Annotated in this window: 17 protein-coding genes; 8 read left to right on the forward strand and 9 right to left on the reverse strand. The window is 43.2% G+C overall.

Features of this window, described 5'->3' with window-relative positions:
• Positions 1 to 212 precede the first annotated feature (212 nt).
• The gene (locus tag ACYVRA_RS14695; RefSeq protein ID WP_461253478.1) at positions 213 to 1,790 is read left to right on the forward strand and encodes a leucine-rich repeat domain-containing protein; all 1,578 of its coding nucleotides are present in this window, start codon (positions 213 to 215) and stop codon (positions 1,788 to 1,790) included.
• Positions 1,791 to 2,122: 332 nt separating this feature from the next.
• On the opposite strand, the gene ACYVRA_RS14700 is transcribed toward ACYVRA_RS14695, so the two are convergent.
• Complete coding sequence (locus tag ACYVRA_RS14700; protein WP_461253479.1) at positions 2,123 to 4,408, reverse strand: DEAD/DEAH box helicase; 2,286 nt, start codon at positions 4,406 to 4,408, stop codon at positions 2,123 to 2,125.
• A gap of 135 nt (positions 4,409 to 4,543) precedes the next feature.
• On the opposite strand from ACYVRA_RS14700, the gene ACYVRA_RS14705 reads away from it, so the two are divergent.
• On the forward strand, positions 4,544 to 5,815 hold the full coding sequence (locus ACYVRA_RS14705) for a glucose-1-phosphate adenylyltransferase (RefSeq protein WP_461253480.1): 1,272 nt from the start codon (positions 4,544 to 4,546) through the stop codon (positions 5,813 to 5,815).
• Positions 5,816 to 6,014: 199 nt separating this feature from the next.
• On the opposite strand, the gene ACYVRA_RS14710 is transcribed toward ACYVRA_RS14705, so the two are convergent.
• The 4 genes from ACYVRA_RS14710 to ACYVRA_RS14725 all read right to left on the reverse strand — a co-directional run bounded on the left by ACYVRA_RS14710 (position 6,015) and on the right by ACYVRA_RS14725 (position 11,087).
• Positions 6,015 to 8,564, reverse strand: coding sequence for an ATP-dependent Clp protease ATP-binding subunit (locus ACYVRA_RS14710; protein ID WP_461253481.1), 2,550 nt, complete (start codon positions 8,562 to 8,564; stop codon positions 6,015 to 6,017).
• A gap of 41 nt (positions 8,565 to 8,605) precedes the next feature.
• Complete coding sequence (locus ACYVRA_RS14715; protein WP_461253482.1) at positions 8,606 to 9,067, reverse strand: DUF192 domain-containing protein; 462 nt, start codon at positions 9,065 to 9,067, stop codon at positions 8,606 to 8,608.
• Positions 9,057 to 9,617, reverse strand: a complete 561-nt coding sequence (locus tag ACYVRA_RS14720) for a hypothetical protein (RefSeq protein ID WP_461253483.1) — start codon at positions 9,615 to 9,617, stop codon at positions 9,057 to 9,059. The genes ACYVRA_RS14715 and ACYVRA_RS14720 overlap by 11 nt, the downstream gene beginning before the upstream one ends.
• Positions 9,618 to 9,857: 240 nt before the next feature.
• The gene (locus tag ACYVRA_RS14725; protein WP_461253484.1) at positions 9,858 to 11,087 is read right to left on the reverse strand and encodes a Crp/Fnr family transcriptional regulator; all 1,230 of its coding nucleotides are present in this window, start codon (positions 11,085 to 11,087) and stop codon (positions 9,858 to 9,860) included.
• A 129-nt stretch (positions 11,088 to 11,216) separates the two neighbouring features.
• On the opposite strand from ACYVRA_RS14725, the gene ACYVRA_RS14730 reads away from it, so the two are divergent.
• Genes ACYVRA_RS14730 through rlmN form a run of 5 tightly spaced genes read left to right on the forward strand, consistent with a single transcriptional unit; the run spans position 11,217 to position 14,772 of the window.
• Positions 11,217 to 11,660: a hypothetical protein gene (locus ACYVRA_RS14730; protein WP_461253485.1), complete on the forward strand. Its 444-nt coding sequence runs from the start codon at positions 11,217 to 11,219 to the stop codon at positions 11,658 to 11,660.
• A gap of 6 nt (positions 11,661 to 11,666) precedes the next feature.
• Entirely contained in the window at positions 11,667 to 12,206 is a 540-nt protein-coding gene (locus ACYVRA_RS14735; RefSeq protein WP_461253486.1) for an RsmD family RNA methyltransferase, read from the forward strand.
• Positions 12,207 to 12,240: 34 nt separating this feature from the next.
• Positions 12,241 to 12,624 carry a hypothetical protein gene (locus ACYVRA_RS14740; RefSeq protein ID WP_461253487.1) on the forward strand — a complete coding sequence of 128 codons (384 nt, stop codon included), beginning with the start codon at positions 12,241 to 12,243 and terminating at the stop codon, positions 12,622 to 12,624.
• Positions 12,617 to 13,756 carry a tetratricopeptide repeat protein gene (locus ACYVRA_RS14745; RefSeq protein WP_461253488.1) on the forward strand — a complete coding sequence of 380 codons (1,140 nt, stop codon included), beginning with the start codon at positions 12,617 to 12,619 and terminating at the stop codon, positions 13,754 to 13,756. Before ACYVRA_RS14740 ends, ACYVRA_RS14745 begins: the two co-directional genes overlap by 8 nt.
• Before the next feature lie 8 nt (positions 13,757 to 13,764).
• Complete coding sequence (gene rlmN / locus ACYVRA_RS14750) at positions 13,765 to 14,772, forward strand: 23S rRNA (adenine(2503)-C(2))-methyltransferase RlmN (protein WP_461253489.1); 1,008 nt, start codon at positions 13,765 to 13,767, stop codon at positions 14,770 to 14,772.
• 215 nt (positions 14,773 to 14,987) lie between these two features.
• On the opposite strand, the gene ACYVRA_RS14755 is transcribed toward rlmN, so the two are convergent.
• The 3 genes from ACYVRA_RS14755 to ACYVRA_RS14765 all read right to left on the reverse strand — a co-directional run bounded on the left by ACYVRA_RS14755 (position 14,988) and on the right by ACYVRA_RS14765 (position 16,552).
• On the reverse strand, positions 14,988 to 15,188 hold the full coding sequence (locus ACYVRA_RS14755; RefSeq protein WP_461253490.1) for a DUF6722 family protein: 201 nt from the start codon (positions 15,186 to 15,188) through the stop codon (positions 14,988 to 14,990).
• A gap of 264 nt (positions 15,189 to 15,452) precedes the next feature.
• The gene (locus ACYVRA_RS14760) at positions 15,453 to 16,163 is read right to left on the reverse strand and encodes a DUF445 domain-containing protein (RefSeq protein WP_461253491.1); all 711 of its coding nucleotides are present in this window, start codon (positions 16,161 to 16,163) and stop codon (positions 15,453 to 15,455) included.
• The gene (locus ACYVRA_RS14765; RefSeq protein ID WP_461253492.1) at positions 16,160 to 16,552 is read right to left on the reverse strand and encodes a hypothetical protein; all 393 of its coding nucleotides are present in this window, start codon (positions 16,550 to 16,552) and stop codon (positions 16,160 to 16,162) included. Before ACYVRA_RS14765 ends, ACYVRA_RS14760 begins: the two co-directional genes overlap by 4 nt.
• Positions 16,553 to 16,568: 16 nt before the next feature.
• On the opposite strand from ACYVRA_RS14765, the gene ACYVRA_RS14770 reads away from it, so the two are divergent.
• Positions 16,569 to 17,552, forward strand: coding sequence for an omptin family outer membrane protease (locus tag ACYVRA_RS14770; protein ID WP_461253493.1), 984 nt, complete (start codon positions 16,569 to 16,571; stop codon positions 17,550 to 17,552).
• A 6-nt stretch (positions 17,553 to 17,558) separates the two neighbouring features.
• Here the strand turns inward: ACYVRA_RS14770 and ACYVRA_RS14775 are convergent, their stop codons facing one another.
• Positions 17,559 to 17,972, reverse strand: a complete 414-nt coding sequence (locus ACYVRA_RS14775) for a hypothetical protein (RefSeq protein WP_461253494.1) — start codon at positions 17,970 to 17,972, stop codon at positions 17,559 to 17,561.
• Between the last annotated feature and the right edge of the window lie 205 nt (positions 17,973 to 18,177).

Below are 18,177 nucleotides of genomic sequence, written 5' to 3' on the forward strand. Positions count from 1 at the left end.
TAATTAGGCAATAGTTTAGCTAAAAGTGTTTTTAAATATTCAAAACAAAAGCATGTTTTTTTTCAATAAAAGTGTTATATTTATTAAAATATATAATATTGTTTTTTTATAAAAACCTATTGACATATATGGTAGGTATAGAAGAAAATTATATTATTAGGTTAAAAAAGCGGTTTTTTTTTACAGCAATACTAATTTTAAGGAGTTATGTCATGGCAAAACGAATAATAGTAGCGGTTTTAACGGCATGCCTTGTTTGCACAGCGGTATTCGCACAGCAGAAAGCTAAAGATCTTATCGCTCAGGGGCAGGAATATCTGAAACAAAAAAATTACGCGGAGGCGGTCGCGGCGTTTGAAGCCGCTCTTAAACTTGAGCCGAAGAACAAGCAGGCCCCTTCCCTGTTGAAAGAAGCGCAGGAGAAGAGAATGCAGGAAGCTTTTGAGCAGGCCCAGAAACTTCATCAGGAAGGAAATTACACGGAGGCTATAACGCTGTACAATTCGGCTATCAGGTACGCGCCTCCCGGATATAATACCCGTAACATACAGAACCGCAGAGATGAAGCGCAAAAAGCTTTTGCCCTTTCAGAACAACAGGCCTTGCAAAAGGAACAAAAAGCGCTTGAAGAACAGCAAAGATTGCTTCAAGAACAGGAAAGGTTGGCTAAAGAGCAAGCGGAGAAAGAACGCGCTGAGCAGGCCAGGCAGGCGATTCAAAAAGCAAATGATCTGTTTATCAACGGGAAATACGCCGAAGCGATAGCCCAATACGAACACGCTGTTAATACGGGCGCTTTATCAACGGCTGAAACAATCGAAGCTCAACGCCTTATCACTGAAGCGCAGGAAGTGCAAACAAAATTGTTATCGTATAACAGGCCGTTAAAAGACAGCGATTTTGAAGTCGCGCAAGCCGGCAACATTATTACGATTACTAAATATAAAGCTTTTGAAACTAAAACAATAATTATCGGCGGAGTAAGCCATTTAATTCATTTTGGCATTCTTAACGTAGAAATCCCGCAAAAAGTCTTTGGTCAAAATTTATCAATCATTGGCTATGAAGCGTTTAAAAACTGCGGATTAAGATCAGTATCCATCCCCGATACGGTCACCGAAATTGGCTTTGGAGCGTTTGCCAACAACAATATTGAAAAAGTCACATTAGGAAAAGGCTTAAAAATTATAAGAGGCGGAGTCTCTCAGGGAAACGTAGAAGTTTACGAACTTGGCGCGTTTGAAAACAACAAAAACCTTACGGAAATTGTAATTCCCGACGCGGTAACTGAAATAGGGGCAAGGGCTTTTAAGGACTGCGGACTTAAAAGAGCGATAATCGGTAAAACGGTTCAAATTATCGGAGAGAGCGCCTTTAGAAACAATCAATTGCCTGACATAGCGTTACAACCGTCAGTCAGAACCATACGCCGTTTCGCGTTTCATCAAAACCGAATAAAGGATTTATTCATTCCAAACGGCGTCGCTGAAATTTATGACGAAGCTTTTACAAATAACCCTATGGAATCCGTCAATATACCCGCGTCACTGGTAGGATTAACCAAAATCAACAATTTGGACTGCCCGCGTATCGGCGGATATAACGCCAAATACACGGCTTCCTCTCCTCTTACTTTCCCCAATACTCTTATTCTTGTCACATTCCCGGCAAATTTGCACGATGACAATTTGGCGACATTTGAATCAAGTCTAAGAACTTATTACACCACCAATAAAAAAGCCGCGGGAGTTTATATAAAAGACGGTCCTGTTTGGAATTTTAAGAGATAACCGATATAGGCAAAGCCCCGTAAATCGCGGGGCTTTTTTTTTCGCTAGCTGGTTTAATAGTGATGTCCAATAAGTAAGAATATAACCACGGAGTACTGGATTGAGCCTCGCACGGTGAAGAGATAGGGAACGGGGATGGAAGATTTATAACCACGGAGTACACGGAGTTACACGGAGGAAGAGAAGATTTTCGTGCAAAGACTCCGTGAAACTCCGTCTCCTCCGTGGTTTTTATTCTTTATTGACCTCAAAGAACGCAGAGTTTCACGAAGAAAGAAAGATTTTCGTACAAAGACTCCGTGAAATTCCGTCTCCTCTGTGATTTTTATTCTTTATTGTGCCACTGCCCTCAAAAATTCCTTAGTCGCGTTTTTATCCCGCCCCGGACCTACGCATGAAGGGCAGCCATTCTTGCACGGACAGCGTTCCACTGCCTCAAGAATTGCGCGTAACAGCGGATCAATCCGTTGTGCTAGATTTTCCGTCAAACCCGTGCCGCCAGGGTACTTATCGTAAATGTAAAGCGCGCTTACCCCAAAATGCGGGTCTTTGACGCGCTCGGCTATCCCTAAATCTCTGGGGTCGCAAAGAAGGAAAACCGAGGCGATGTTCCGTATTAAAGTCCCCGCGCCTGATAGAGATTCCCCAATGCGCTGCTCGTCCATTTGAGACAGAACTTTGCCGCCTTTTGAATTGGGCGCGAATAAAAGCGCCAGGCAGCGAGTTTGTATTTCTTCTTCGGGAAGGCTTATGTCCCCGTAGCCGATATTTTCATGGGTACGGAAACGGAGTTTTTTAAACTTGGTTACTTGGGAGCGAACAAGAACGTCTGATAAGACTCCTTCCCCTCCCGCATAAACAAATTTTTCGTCTTCCGTTAAAACTTTAATGTCAGTCTTTACAAGACCGTCCGTAAAATAATTAACTTCGGCTTCACGGACTAGGCATTTTCTGTTTTCAATATCAAGCGACTCAACCATGTACTGCCGACCGCGGTGGATATATACGGCGTTTACAAAGATCATTTCTTTCGCGCTCGGCCTGTCCATTTCGCCAATTACTTGGTTTCTTCCTTCAGTTACGTCAATTATTACAACATTGTCAGCGCCGGCGCTTCTAAGACTCACTCCCTCGGCAGGATACGAACGGTTCGCCCAATGCCACTTTTCAGCCGTATGGCGCACAATACCGGCTTCTTGCAAATACTCAAGAGCGTCCTTCGCATTATCGCCATAAATGCCGCCGTTATCCAATTCTTCATCGGTAAAGGGCAGTTCAAAACAGGCGCATTTAACGTGATCCGTTAAAATATACGGATTGTCAGGATCAACATGGGCCTCCTCCGCGCTCTTGCGGAAAAACCACTGCGGGTCATTCATAATAAATTGATCGATGGGGGAAACGGTTGCGATAAACACGGAAACTGAGGTACCTCCCCTTCTGCCCGCCCTGCCCGACTGCTGCCAGAAACTGTTAAAAGAGCCGGGAAAACCCGCCACTACCGACGCGTCAAGCCCGCCTATGTCAATCCCCAATTCCAGGGCGTTAGTTGAAACAACGCCCTGTATCGAGCCTTCCCTAAGCCCCCTCTCTATCTCATGGCGCTCGTTAGGCAAGAAACCGCCGCGATACGCCTCTACTTTTATGCCGGAATTGTCGTTGTAAATGTTTTTTAAGTCTTCATTTACATAGGACGCGGCTACTTCCGTCTTAATCCGCGAATGGGCAAAAAGTATCGTCTTAATTCCGGCGCGAAGAAGCGCGATCATCCAGCGGCGGCTTTCGGTTATGACCGATTTGCGAATGCCCTGCACCGCGTCAACTAAGGGCGGGTTGTAGAGAATGATTCTTTTTTCGCCGCGGGGAGCGCCATTTTTATCCACCAATTCGACATCCTGCCCGATTAGCGATTTCGCAAGCTGGGCGGGATTGGCTATTGTCGCCGAACACAGGATAAATTGGGGGGTGGAGCCGTAAAACTCGGCTACCCGCCTTAAACGGCGCAGTACGTTTGCCACGTGGCTGCCCATTACTCCCCTGTAGGCGTGCGCCTCGTCAATTACGACGTATTTAAGGCGGGAAAAAAACTTAATCCACTTTGTATGATTGGGCAGGATTCCCGCGTGGAGCATATCGGGGTTTGAAATGATTATCCTGCCTTTATCTCGTGCTGAAATGCGGAGGGAATCGGGCGTATCCCCGTCATAAGTCGCTATTTTTACATCAAGCCCGCTTTCTTCACTGCCAGCAATTTCATTTAACTCAGCCTGCTGGTCCTGGGAAAGAGCCTTTGTGGGGAAAAGATACAGGCACCTTGAATTTTCATCGGTCAATAGCTCATGCAGGCAGGGTAAATTGTAACAGAGGGTCTTTCCGGAGGCCGTCGGGGTTACCACGACGACATTTTTGCCGTTTTTCGCAAGCCTCCAGACCTCAGCCTGATGGCTGTAAATCCTGCCGATGCCCCTGCTTTTAAAAGCTTCCATGACGCGGGGGTTTAAATCCTTTGGAAAATCCTCGTAAACTCCTTCCTGCGCCGGCAAAAGACGGTTCACTACTATATTTGGCGCAAATTCGGGACTTTCCAAAAGTTGTTCAAGGTTTTTACGGGGATCCATGCCGGATATTTTACCTTTTATTTTTAATACATGGAATACTATCAAAAAAAATTCTTTTTTTTTTACAAATTCCTCATTCCTATTTGACAAAAATTTAAAATAAACATATAATATGTTAAATAAAGGAGTGCCAATATGTCTGAAGTTTTGTCCATAATATTGGGCGGTGGCAAGGGAACACGTCTGTTCCCATTAACTCAGTTCCGTTCAAAACCGGCTGTTCCCTTTGGCGGCAAGTACCGCCTTGTCGATATACCCCTATCTAACTGTATAAACGCGAATTTAAAGCAAATTTACATAGTAACTCAGTTCAATACCGCTTCTTTGCACCTGCATATTGGTCAAACTTACATTTTCGATCCCTTTACAAACGGTTTCGTTGAAATCTTGGCAGCCGAGCAAAGCCTTATTCATTCAGGCTGGTACGAAGGCACGGCGGATGCGGTGCGAAAGAATTTTCCGCATTTCAGAACGCAGAATCCTTCTTATTACATAGTGCTTTCAGGCGACCAGTTGTACAGAATGGATTTGCAAGACCTATTAAAAAGCCATATTGATTCAAAAGCCGCCATTACTATCGCCTGTACCGGCGTTTCCCGTGAAAACGCGAGCGGTTTGGGCATACTCAAGGCCGATAAAAACAACCAAATCACTGAATTTATGGAAAAACCCGGTCCGAGTAAGGATATTTCCGACTTTAAGGCTCCAAAAGAACTGCTTCGCGATAAAAATAAGGGCGATTGTTTCCTGGGTTCTATGGGAATTTATGTTTTTAACGCAAAAGCGATGGAAGACTGCCTTGCAAATGAGCTTACAGACTTTGGAAAAGAAGTTATTCCCGAAGCTATTAGCAAACTTAAAGTAAACTCCTATCTTTTTGACGGTTACTGGGAAGATATAGGAACAATTAAAAACTTTTACGATACCAATTTGGAATTAACGTCGGTAAAGCCTAAATTCGATTTTTACGATGAGCGCAAGCCGATTTACACCCATATGCGTAATCTTCCCCCCTCAAAAATGAATTTTGCCAATATGAACCAGTCAATTGCCGCCGAAGGGTGCATTATTACCAACGCCAATATCACCAACTCCATTGTCGGCATCCGTACAATCATAGAAACAGGCTCAAGCCTTAACGGCGTCGTTTGCATGGGCGCCGACTATTATGAAACGGAAGCCGAAAAAATGCAAAAAGCCGAAGAGAGAATCCCCAATTTAGGAATAGGCAGGGGCGCAATCATTAAAGGCGCGATTATCGACAAAAATGTCCGCGTAGGCGAAGGCTGCCGTATCGGCGTAGACGACATTAAACGCACAGACGGCAACTACGGCCATTACTACATAGTGGATGGAATAATTGTTATTCCTAAGAATACAATTCTGTACCCAGGGACTGTTATTTAACAATTAGCAGTGAGCAATGAGCAATTAACAGTGAGCAATGAGCAATGAGCAATTTCGTTGTTTGCTGGCGCAGTCTTTTGGCAAGCCGCTATGCTTGCTAACTTCGCTCACTTCTCACTTCTCACTTCTCACTTCTCACTTCTCACTTCTCACTTCTCACTTCTCACTGCTCACTGCTCACTGCTAATTAGTTCCTTCTTTAGGCAAAAATTTTCACGGTTTGTTTTGCATTTATTTTGATTTGCCCGTTTTTAGCGCTTGCGGTGAAAACTGTGCCGCTTTCCCATGTGCCTTCTAAAATTAGTTCTGACAGCGGGGATTCCAGTTCTTTTTGAATTGTTCTGCGTAGGGGCCTGCCGCCGAATTTTTGATCCCAGCCTTTTTCTACAAGAACGCGTTTTGCTTCGGGGGTTATTTTTATACCGTAATTTTGTTCAGCAAGGCGCTTTGATAGTTCTTTTAGTTCAATGTCAAAAATTGATTCTATTTGTTTGCGGGTTAGCGGATTAAAGACTACAGTTTCATCAACCCTGTTTAAAAATTCGGGGCTGAAAATACGGCGAAGCTCGGACATGGCGGCTGATTCAATCTCGGAAGTAGTCATCAGGCCGGAACCGGACGTAAAGCCAAGCCTTGAGTCTTTTGTAATTTCCCTAACGCCGGCGTTACTTGTCATGATAATGACCGTATTGCGGAAGTTTACGGTATGCCCCAGGCTGTCCCTTAATTCCCCCTCTTCCATTACCTGTAACAGGATGTTAAAAATGTCATGATGGGCCTTTTCTATCTCGTCAAATAAAACTACGCGATAGGGGTTGCGCCTTATTTTTTCAGTTAACATTCCGCCCTCTTCATAGCCGATATAGCCGGGCGGCGCCCCCACAAGGCGGGAAGCGTTGTGCTTTTCCATAAAGTCGGACATGTCTATTCTTACAAGCGCCTCTTCGTTAGCGAACAGGTATTGGGCAAGTTTTCTCGCGAGGAGCGTCTTTCCGACGCCCGTCGGGCCAAGGAAGATAAATGAGCCCATTGGCCGCTTTGGAGAGGAAACGCCAGCCATAGAGCGCCTTATCGCGCTTGCTACGCGTTTTATAGCGTCGTCCTGCCCCACTACGCTATTGTGTAATTCGTCTTCTATGTAAAGCAAACGGCGCGATTCCTGCTCCTCAAGATGCATCACCGGTATTCCTGTCGCCTCCGTTACAATGCGGCGCACGTCGTTTTCCGTTACTACAGGCCATTCGTTTATGGAAGCGCGTTCCCATGACGCGTGGATCTCTTCAAGACGCGCCTTTAACACGCGGACTCTGTCGCGCAATTCGGCGGCGTGTTCGTAGTCTTGCGAGCTTACATAGAGGGTTTTCTCTTCGCACAGTTTCGCGATTTCATCTTCAAGACCGTTAATCTCAGGCGGCTGTTCGCGGTTTTCCAGTTTGCGGAAAGCTGCGGCTTCGTCAAGAATATCAATCGCTTTATCGGGCATAAATCTGCCTGTGATATAACGCTGGGCTAATTTCGCGGCAAGCGTAATTGTATTTTCAGCGAACTTCACCTGATGATGTTCTTCATATTTTTTCTGGATACCGTATAAAATCTCGACCGTCTCGTCAAAAGAAGGCTCCTCCACTATCACTGCTTGAAAACGTCTTTCCAAAGCCGCGTCTTTTTCAAAATGCTTGCGGTACTCCGCCAATGTCGTTGCCCCGATACAGCGTATCTCGCCGCGTGAAAGACCGGGTTTAAGCATATTTGAAGCGTCAAGAGTTCCCTCGGCGCTTCCAGCCCCTATTATCGAATGAATCTCGTCTATAAAGAGAATAATATTTCCAGCCTGGCTTACTTCGCGTAGAATCTTTTTTATGCGCTCCTCAAATTCGCCGCGGTACTTTGTTCCCGCTACGACAAGCCCCATATCAAGGCACAGTATGCGTTTTCCGGCGAGAGCGTCTGGAACCGCTTCGCTTACAAAAAGTTGGGCAAGGCCTTCTACAATGGCGGTTTTACCCACTCCAGGCTCTCCGACTAAAATCGGGTTGTTCTTTGTACGGCGGGCTAAAATGCGAACTGCGCGGTTAATTTCCGGTTTTCTGCCTACGACAGGGTCAATCTTCCCCGCCCTTGCAAGCGCGGTTAGATCGCGGGAAAATGCGTCTAATACCGGAGTAAGCACGGGAAACGGGGCGGGTTTTATTCTTGGATGGCGGTCTGTTTCCACTCCCGCCCTATGGTGAACGGCGGTTCTTTCCCTGTTAAGAAAATGCGGCTGGAATCTTTCTAACGGGACATAATCGTCTTTTCGTGAAGAAGACGACTGATTAAAGGTTGTTTGAATTATTACCCTCATCATGTCGGTATCAACGGCGCGTTGGTTTAAATAGACCTGTACGCTTGAATCCTGCTCGCGCATGGCGGCAAAAAGCAGATGTTCCGTTCCCAGATAATCGCTGCCCATTGCCCTGGCTTCTTCCGTAGCGATGTCAAGCATATTTTTAGTGCGCCTTGAAGGCGGCACTTCGCCCCTGACTATAAGGCCTGGGATACGGGGAATTGAACCTTCCAAAATATGCTTGAATTCAGGTATGTCAATCCGCAGGAACATAAGCGCCTTGCAGGCTGTCCCGCCGCCTTCTTTGAGCAGGGCGATAATTATATGCTCCGGCAAAAGTTGATCAGAGTTAAAACGTTTCGCCTCTTCCTGGGCATTTGTAGAAAGAAGCCTCTGCACCCTATTTGTAAGTCCTTTAAACAAAACGCACCTCTTTTATAATTATAGTCAATTTAAATCATTTTTCAATGAATATTGTCGATTTTTACCGTATCTCCCACATTTACGCTGACCCGCGAAAACCAGCCCTGAGGCGCTTCCAAAGCGTACCTTGCGGAACGGCTCGATTTTACCGAATTGGTATCATGGGGATACATGTCTTTTATATCTATTATTTTACCGTCATAGGCAATAAATGCAATAGACAGCGGGATAAGGGTATTTTTCATCCAGAATGACAGCACGTCATCACTTTCAAAAACAAAGAGCATCCCCCATCCGTCCTGTAAACTCTTACGGTACATCAAGCCCTTATTGCGCTCTTCCTGAGTTTTCGCGATTTCCACTTTTATAACCGTGATAGCCTGCCCGTCCCTTTCAATGGCAATATCCTGAATGGGCAGTTTTTTTGAATCACAGGAAAAAAAGAAAAGAGAAAAAAGAATAAAGAATAAAGAATAAAGGAGAATTTTTTTATTAGAATTCATCTAAGAAATCCTGGCGCAGTTGGACGTGTCCTGATTCAATTAAGCCTGATTCATTTACAATTTCGTTAAAGACCGCCCTGTCTATATATTTGACGGTAAGGGGGCGTTCAATCGCTATTCTGGTATCATCCGTTTCCCAGACCGCGATGCTTGGATCAAGATACGACGGCTGACCGTACTTTTTTACAAACTGGGTAAATATTGAATAATGGTCGATTAATTCAGTATTAAGCGTAAACGCCATTATAAAAACTTTACCGTCCCTTAACTGGAAAAACGCCCGTTTAATAAATGTCATCCCCGTTGTTTCCACAAGGCTTTGTTCCCTGATAGGCAAAAAAGAAACATCCCTGTCCCCCCTGAACTGAAAAAGCCCGTCTTTTGAAAGCCCGTCCTTTAATTCATCAAGGCTCATCCCAAGTGACAAACTGCGGTACTGGCGCGGAAGCTTGCTGTCATCGGCAGCTTTGTCATCCGGCGCTGTCTGAGCGAATACAGGCGCAAGCAATAAGGAGAGTAAAACGGCAAAGATTATGTATTTATGGGTCATTAGTTTAATTATCGGATATTTTTACCGCAAAGACTACTAGTACGCTCTAACAACTAAATATTCCCAAGAATATCCTCTCGCAAAGGCGCAGAGGTTGTTGTTCGCAAGATCATCGTTTTTCCTTCAATATTTGTAGTTATACTAATATATTTAGTTAATAATGGGCTATCGAACAGGAACTTTGCGCCTTTGCGCCTCTGCGAGATATCTTCTTAATAAAATTTTAGCTGTTACAAAGTACTAAGTAATAGCCTTATTTCCCATACGGGATTTTTCCAACTGCTGCATTTTGCGGAAATACGATATCTGCCGTGGGATTTCTTTTACGTCTTTGATAAATAACTTTTCATTCATTATTTGGAAAGTGCGGTTTTCCATCAGTTTTTTGCCGTATATTGTCGCGTCTCCCTGTGAAAGCCCTACCATATTGCCAAGCTCTTTTAGGCCAAAGTCAAACGAGTAATTGGTGATGGCGTTAATATCAACTCTTTTTTTGTCGAGTTGGATTTGGAGCATGTCAAACATTCTGCCTAACGGATCGTTTATTTGGGTGTTTGCGAGTTGTTTGTAAATAAGCCATATTCTTTCGGACAACAATGTCGTAAGGCGGGCGATTAGCTGGGGTTGGGTTTTAATCATCTGCTGGAAATTTTCCCTGTTTACCGCCATAAGCTGGCAGTCTTCATAGGCTACGGCTCCGGCGGCTCTTGGCTTTGACTCCAAAAGCGCCATTTCCCCAAAAATATCCCCGGTTTTTAACACCGCAAGGAGAATTTCGTTATCGGTAATTTTAATTATCTTAACAGAACCTTTCTGGATGATAAAAAGCTCGTCTCCCGGCTCTCCCTCGCAAAAAACAATCTGATCTTTAGAAAAAGAGCGAACCATCTCGCCGGGCTTGGGAGGCTGTTGAAGATTTTTGACATAAGGGGCGATTTTTTTCATGCGTTCAACGGCGTTTGCCACATTTGCGCCAGTTGGACAGCATTTCACATACTTTTGATACGCGTAAAAAGCCTGATTGTACTGGTTATGCTTGACGTAATATTCGCCAACGTTAAAAATATGGCTTGAGTCTTCCGCAGCGTTGCTTTTTAACGTCAATCTTGTAAGGGCCTCGTCCAAGTAGCGCATTCTTTTGGAGAACTGCATAATTATTTTCATAGCTACGGGGGCGTTGCCTTGAATTAACTGGCTGAACTGTTCTTTTTGAACTGAGATAAGAGTGACGTCAGTAATAGCCTGCGCCGTCTCAATATGGCTATGGCCTGACATAGTAGAGACAACGCCGAAAAAATCGCCAGGTCCAAGAATATCGCCCGATTCTTCGGCAACAATCTGAACTTCTTTGGACAGTTTTACCTTTCCCGTGCGGATAATAAAAAATCTGTCAGCGTTCCTTTTACCTTCGACAATTATATACGAGTTTGCGGTAAAATTTACAAATGCCAGTTGCAGTGGCGCGGCCATTTCTCCCCTCAATCCATAAACACTATTATAGAAACTATATCGACATAATGTCAACCATCCCTTATAGGTAAAGATAAACGCAATTTTCTATCATTTTATCTTATTATATCCGATAATGATAGTAATGCTATGAATAAACGAATAAATTTTGAAGATACAATATTCATCTTAAATGTCAGAATTAGAATGATCCGCGACCTTATGCGATTGGATACTGATTCGAACCTTTTCTACCGTCAAACAATGGGAGACCTTGAATTTATCAGCTCAGTACTGGACATACTCATTGGAAAATTCCTTGAAAACCTTAAATTTCTGGATAGGGAAGTTGAAGCGGACAATATTTTAGACATTGAATGGCAATTTAGTCAGATTATTAATGAAATATCAGGCAATTCCAGCCCATTTTCACCCACGCTTTACCCGGAAATGCCGGCAATAATCGCCAGATTAAGAACGGACAGTTTAAACCGTAAAAAGCAATTAGATGAATCTTATGTCCCGACGGAAAGCGCCATTGCCGAGCCTGTCGTAAGCAATGCCGAGTTAAACGGCCTCCTTGGCGCCATATAAGAAATCATGAGAATTACGGGCGGAATCCTAAGCGGTAGAAAGGTTTCTGTCCCTCAAGGCTCCCGTGAAATCAGGCCAAGCATGGATAAGATGCGCGAATCTGTCTTTGCGTCCCTTGGAGATATTACTGGACTTTCTTTCCTTGACATTTTTACCGGATCGGGAATTATCGCCATAGAAGCCGCTTCCCGAGGAGCGTCATATATCGAAGCCGTAGAACAGGATAAATTAAAACGAAAAACATTACTTGAAAATGTGTCAATTTCCCCCACGCGTATAAATTGCCGTTTTATGCCGGCTGAACTTTATGTAAAACGGGCAAAAACTCCATTTAACATCATCTTTCTTGACCCGCCATTTCCCTACCAATACAAATGGGAGCTTATTGCGAATATCGCGGTTTCCGCCCTTGTTTCCAATGAGACAAAAATTCTTATTCACCGGCCAAGAGGGGACTATTTAAAGGCAGAAATACCGAATTTACAAAGGACGGACTCAAGGGAATATGGGAGATCCGTCGTCGATTTTTTCTTGTGTTTTTCCTAGAAAAGGGTGATAATAAAAGTAATAAAGAAAAAATATGAATAAAAATTTATTTGAAAATTTTGACGACCAAAACGCATTTATAAAAGTATCAGAACCTTCGCCAGTTGTCGGAGCGGACAAAGCGATGTTAAACCGCAAAGGAAACCAAAAATTTAACGATGGTGACATTGAAGGCGCCAAAAGAATTTTCATTACTACAGGTTATTCCGACGGGCTTTCAAGAGTTGGCGATTATTATAAATCCAAAGACAAACCGCTTGAAGCGTTAAAAATGTACTGGATGGCGCATGACCGCACTAAGGCGCAGCCGTTAATAGAAAATTTGGCTTCTTTATTACAGGGTGTGCTTCACGAGGATGACGCTATTCCTGAAGAAGACTCAAGTTCTCTGGAAGAACAGGATGTAAAAAATGAGTGATACTCAATATAACGAAGATATTCCCCACTACAACGATTCACAAAAAATTACCGATATTTCAAAACACGGTTACCAGTTATTAAAAGAAAATAAAATTAGCGAAGCCATTGATTGTTTTACAAGGATACTTCTAATTGACGAAAATAATAATTACGCGCTTGTAGGCATGGGGGACGCGACGCGCAAGAACGGTTCCGTGCGCGAAGCCATTAAGTACTACCAACGGTGCCTGTCTCACCATCCGGGAAATAATTACGCGCTTTTTGGGCTTGCCGATTGCTACAAGGCAATGAACCAGTTTCAAAAGGCAATTGACATTTGGGAACAGTACCTTGTGCATGACGATAAAAATATTACGGTTCTTACAAGGATAGCCGACGCTTACAGGAAGGTCCGCGATTTTGCCAATTCAAAAAAAACATATTTGAAAGTTCTGGAAATGGAAGAGTCCAACCCATACGCGATTATCGGGCTTGGCCATTTGCATTATGATTTTAAAGAGTACAACGAAGCCCTATCCTATTGGGAAAGAATGTTAAGCCCTTCAAGCGATGACGTTGATATCCGCGTTCTTACTTCAATCGGCAACTGCCACAGAAAATTAAAAACATTTAAAGACGGCATTCCCTATTTTGAAACCGTATTAAAAAGGGACAACAACAATTTTTACGCGCTTTTCGGGCTAGCCGACTGCTACCGCGGTTTGAATCAAATTGAAAATTCCCTCGCCTACTGGACTCGTATTCTTGAGCAGGACCCAAGAAATAAAATGATCTTGACGCGCGCCGGGGACGCGTACCGCAACTTAAAAGATTTTGACAACGCCAAAGCTTTTTACGAAAAAGCCTTAAACATTGAATTTGACACTTATGCCGTTATGGGGCTTGCCCTTCTTGCGAAAGAACAGGGAAAATTTGAAGAAGCTGTAATATCATTTAAACGGTTAATTCAACAGGACAGCAAGAACTACAGGCTTTATACGGAGCTTGCCGAGTGTTACATCAAAATGGGCGACAAGCGAAAGGCCGCTGAACTGTTGGAAGAATTTCAAAAACTTGGAATAAAGAACCAGAGGATTGTGGAATTGCTTGATTCCATCGCCGAGCCGCAACGAAGAGACACTCCCCGCTAAATTACGCAATGACTTCGTTATCAGGGCTAACGCTTACAGAAATTGAAGAATTACTCCCCAATCTGCCACGTTTTCGCTCTAGTCAAATTTTTAAATGGATAGCTAAAGGCGTAAATAATTTTGAAGAGATGACTAATCTTCCCTTATCTCTTCGTGATGAGTTAAAGGAGCGCTTTTGCCTTTACTCAAGCGCAATCGACAATGTAATTGAAGACGGCGAAACTAAAAAATATGTCTTCTCTTTAATAGACGGTTTAAAAATTGAATCGGTACTGTTAAACGACGGGAAAAACCGCCTGACAGCCTGCCTTTCCACGCAGGTAGGCTGCCCTGCGGGGTGCGTCTTTTGTAAAACAGGCTCGCTGGGTTTTAAGCGTGACTTAGACTGCGCGGAAATAATCGAACAATTTCTACGCCTGCGTCTTGCTTCCCACGCCAAAGATTCAGGGCATGTCATAGACAACATCGTAGTGATGGGCATGGGCGAGCCTTTATTAAACCTTCCCAACCTAAGAAAAGCCATCTTACTATTAAATGATAAAAAGGGGATTAACTTTTCTTCGCGAAGAATCACAATTTCCACTTGCGGCGTCTGCGCCGGCCTATACGACCTTGCCCAAAATGGGCCGTATGTAAGGCTCGCCCTTTCGCTGACAACAGCCGATGAATCTTTGCGCCAAAAACTGATGCCCATAACAAAATCAAACCCTCTTGATAAAATAAAAGAAAACCTTTTACTTTTTCAGAGTAAAAGCGGCGGGAGAATCACTCTTGAAATACCGTTACTCAAACAGATAAACACCCGCGACACGGACGCGAAATCCGCAGCCGCCTTCGCCAAAGGCTTGGATACGGTTGTAAACGTCATACCGTGGAACCCCGTCGCGGGATTTGAGTTTGAGGGAAGGCCTCTTTGTGAGCCTGGTAAAAGAGAAACGGAAGATTTTATCAGTCTGCTTGAAAGTTACGGATTAAAAGTTACAATGCGCCTTCATAAGGGGCGTTCCGTTATGTGAGCATGCGGGCAGTTGGGGAATTAATTCGCAAGAGTTCTCACTAAGAACACAAAGGTACAAAGAACACGAAGGGGGAAAGGGGGGGTTACGACAGTCTATTGTTCTATCAATTTTTTACTTTGGCGTTCACGCCAGGAGATAACACATCCCATTATTATAAAGGGAAGCCCGACTAAAAATACTCCGCCAAATAAAATAATCGCGTCTTTCATAGGTTACTCCTTGTTTTCTTCCTTTTCCTTTTTATCTTTCTCAGTCCAGAGAAGTCCAAATATAAAGAATATTATCGCTACTACAGACCCACAAGCGATCAATATAATCTGCGGTATTGCGCCGCGCAAGATACCGCCGATAATTATACCGCCAACTACCAGCTTACCCAAGTCAAGCAATAATTTCCCCATGTTTTCTTTCATGGTTGTCTCTTTTCTGGGTTTCTTTTCTTTTCCCATGTTTTAATATTACCTTTTTTATGGCAAATCAGCAAGTATATAAATTAAATCGCAAAAGAACTCTCACTAAGAACACGAAGGTACAAAGAACACGAAGGGGGAAAGGGGGTTTTTGTTTCGTTATTTTATCGTGAAATTCACGCATAGCCATCGGACAAAAACCCCTGATTCTTCTTTGTGATCTTCTCTTCCTTAGTGTTCTTTGTGTGAGACTTCTTGCGAAAAATTTTAATATCTGAAAAACCATGTAAATAATGACTGAAAGAGTCCGATCAAAAAGCCTAGAAGGCCGCCGAAGACATTAATCCATTTAAATTGATCTGCCATTACGTCTAGAATTATCTTCTCTACCCGTTCCATTTCAAGGGAATCAATTCTGTCGGCGACAAGGGTTTTAATGTTAATGGAAGCTAAAATGTTTTCTATTTGACCGTCAACCGCGGCAAGTATCTTCGCTTTTATTCTGTCTTCCCGCAGGAGGGTATCCACGCTCGCGATTAACTCGTCAATTATTTCTGGCATTTTCTGTTCAAGGGTTTGATCGTACTGTCCTGCGGAAATAAAAAAACGCTGTAAGGCGTTCATCTTTGAAAAAATGTTCCGTATGAGTATGCGCCCTTTGGACTCAAACTCCTTGCGTATATCGTCGCGGCGAAGGAATTCCGTAATAAGCACTTGAAAATTTGTAACGTCAAGATTGGCGAGGCGGTTTCTTAAAACTTCCACCGTTAGCAGTTCCCTTTCTACCATCGCTCCTATGCTGATAGCAAGCCTCTCGCGCTGGCGGGGCAGAATGCCGGGGGTAAACGGCAGTTTGAATCCAAAAATGTATATCGGGTTTAGGGGGCGAAAAAGCATTTTTATGGCGATTGCGTTTGTTACATAACCTATAACCGCGCCCGCAACCGGGGGTATCGCAAATAGAAGAATCCTGTTCACCTTGACAATAACTCCGAAGCTGTAATCGCCTGATTTTCATTATTGTAAATATCCATTACATTCTCTTTAAGCCAGCCCTGCTGTTGGCCGTCCGTTAAAACCCATGATATGAAACCGTCCTGCGTTTTAATAATTTGCCGCCTGATTATACGCACGCGCGAACCGCGCCTGAGATAGCCGATAGAAGGACTGTCCTGAGAAGGATCGGCGGTAAGATGGGTAAAGGATTCAGTGATTACCCCAAAACCGATATAGTCTCCTGAAAGCGGGGATGTAATGGGGGGAATTACTTGAATTTCTTCTTTTTTTGAGTCGCAGGAAAATAATAAAAATGAAAAAAGAGCAAGGAAAATTATAAAAAAGGACAATTGACCAAGTGATTGTTTCACGGTTATTCTCATATTAATGAATAAAGTTGCTTTCTTACCGGTTATTTTTATCATAATATATTTATTATCGGCTTTCAATCCCGTATTTTGTCAGGATAATGATAAAAACAGAAAATACAGTTTTTCGATTGGAACAGGTTTTGGCGTTTTATACGGTCAATCTATGGAATATGTTTATCCTTATCGGGGTGAAACAAAGGGCGACTTCTTAAGCGAGCTTACTTGGGACATAAAACCTGTCTATTATGTTGGATTTAACGCTGATTTTGGTTTAACTGACTATTTAAGCAAGCCCGGTTTTTTTTCTTCACTGGCAATTAAAGCCGGAATTCCCGCTTCTTCAGGCAATTTGGAAGACCGAGACTGGATGTCAACGGTAAATGGCAACCTTACCCATTTTTCCAAACATGAAAATAAGACAACCGCGCTTGCATGGATCGATTTCTCCGCCGGAGCTTCTTTTCCGTTTAAATATTTATATATAAAGCCATTTATCTGCGGCTCATGGATGCGTTTTAGTTTTACAGGGAAAAACGGTTATCTTCAACATTCCAACGAAAACCCTAAAGGATCAGGAAAATATGATCCTATCGAAGCTGCCCCTATTATACCCGTTTATGGCATAGTAATTTCTTATCAGCAAGATTGGCTTCTTTTAGCCGCTGGCTGTTTAATCGGCGCAAATTTTTATCCTTTTTCATTTGACCTTTCTTTTAAACTAAGCCCTTATACCTATTGCGCGGCGACAGATAATCATTTTTATCCCAATGGAATTGATTATATAGTTTTTAAAGATTTTACAAGTTTTGGGCTTTTTCTTGAACCCAAGGGAAGTATTTCTCTTGCAGTAAAAAACTTTAAATTTTTGCTTGAAGCGTCTTACCGTTATATTTCTAAAACAAAAGGAGAATCATACACAAATAATTATCTAGGTCAAAATAAAGCAGGCGCTGGTTTATCAGTTATGGATTTCCAATTCCTTGCCATGCTGACTTTTTAATCTTTTTTATAAAAAGAGTATTTGTCCAAAAATAAAATGAACAAAAGCCGCCGCCATTAACGCCATGCCAAGCGGTCTTTTAAAGACAAGCAGGCTTGTCCCGATGCGATCCAGTTCTCCGGAGCTTTCGCCCCCCTCTTTGCGGTAAATACCAAAAATAAAAATTAGCCCAGCGACAATCCCGGCGGCGGCAGGTATAAGGTCTCCAAAGACAAGAACTCCCCGCACGGCATTTGGCCCATAAGGGATTGGAGAGAGTAATTTTAAAATGCCGGTAACGGCGCATAATATGCCCAGAACCAGATGAAAGGTAGGTGTAGCAAAAGGAATTTGCGGCCTTTCTTCCCCATCACTCATGGAGAATAGCAAATATCCCGCCACTCCGTTGCACAAAATGGACAAAAAATACAGTTGGATCATACTTACAAAATAACGCAAAAATATTAAATAGTCAATCTTAAAAAATCTATAATTTATTCCCAAATTTTATCTCGCAAAGGCGCAGAGGCGCAAAGTTGTTGTTCGCAGAATCGTCGTTTTTACTTCAAGATTTGTAGTTAAACTAATATATCTAGATCAATAATGAGTTATCGGACGGGAACTTTGCGCCTCTGCGCCTCTGCGA

It is taken from the genome of Treponema sp. R8-4-B8 (assembly GCF_054786175.1).

Bases quoted from the DNA above. Each gene is read 5' to 3' on its own strand.
- ACYVRA_RS14755 (WP_461253490.1), bottom strand. From the start codon at position 15,188: ATGAAAGAAAACATGGGGAAATTATTGCTTGACTTGGGTAAGCTGGTA.
- ACYVRA_RS14700 (WP_461253479.1), bottom strand. From the start codon at position 4,408: ATGGATCCCCGTAAAAACCTTGAACAACTTTTGGAAAGTCCCGAATTT.
- rlmN (WP_461253489.1), top strand. From the start codon at position 13,765: ATGACTTCGTTATCAGGGCTAACGCTTACAGAAATTGAAGAATTACTC.
- ACYVRA_RS14735 (WP_461253486.1), top strand. From the start codon at position 11,667: ATGAGAATTACGGGCGGAATCCTAAGCGGTAGAAAGGTTTCTGTCCCT.
- ACYVRA_RS14705 (WP_461253480.1), top strand. From the start codon at position 4,544: ATGTCTGAAGTTTTGTCCATAATATTGGGCGGTGGCAAGGGAACACGT.
- ACYVRA_RS14715 (WP_461253482.1), bottom strand. From the start codon at position 9,067: ATGAATTCTAATAAAAAAATTCTCCTTTATTCTTTATTCTTTATTCTT.
- ACYVRA_RS14720 (WP_461253483.1), bottom strand. From the start codon at position 9,617: ATGACCCATAAATACATAATCTTTGCCGTTTTACTCTCCTTATTGCTT.
- ACYVRA_RS14745 (WP_461253488.1), top strand. From the start codon at position 12,617: ATGAGTGATACTCAATATAACGAAGATATTCCCCACTACAACGATTCA.
- ACYVRA_RS14695 (WP_461253478.1), top strand. From the start codon at position 213: ATGGCAAAACGAATAATAGTAGCGGTTTTAACGGCATGCCTTGTTTGC.
- ACYVRA_RS14775 (WP_461253494.1), bottom strand. From the start codon at position 17,972: ATGATCCAACTGTATTTTTTGTCCATTTTGTGCAACGGAGTGGCGGGA.
- ACYVRA_RS14725 (WP_461253484.1), bottom strand. From the start codon at position 11,087: ATGGCCGCGCCACTGCAACTGGCATTTGTAAATTTTACCGCAAACTCG.
- ACYVRA_RS14770 (WP_461253493.1), top strand. From the start codon at position 16,569: ATGAATAAAGTTGCTTTCTTACCGGTTATTTTTATCATAATATATTTA.
- ACYVRA_RS14730 (WP_461253485.1), top strand. From the start codon at position 11,217: ATGAATAAACGAATAAATTTTGAAGATACAATATTCATCTTAAATGTC.
- ACYVRA_RS14740 (WP_461253487.1), top strand. From the start codon at position 12,241: ATGAATAAAAATTTATTTGAAAATTTTGACGACCAAAACGCATTTATA.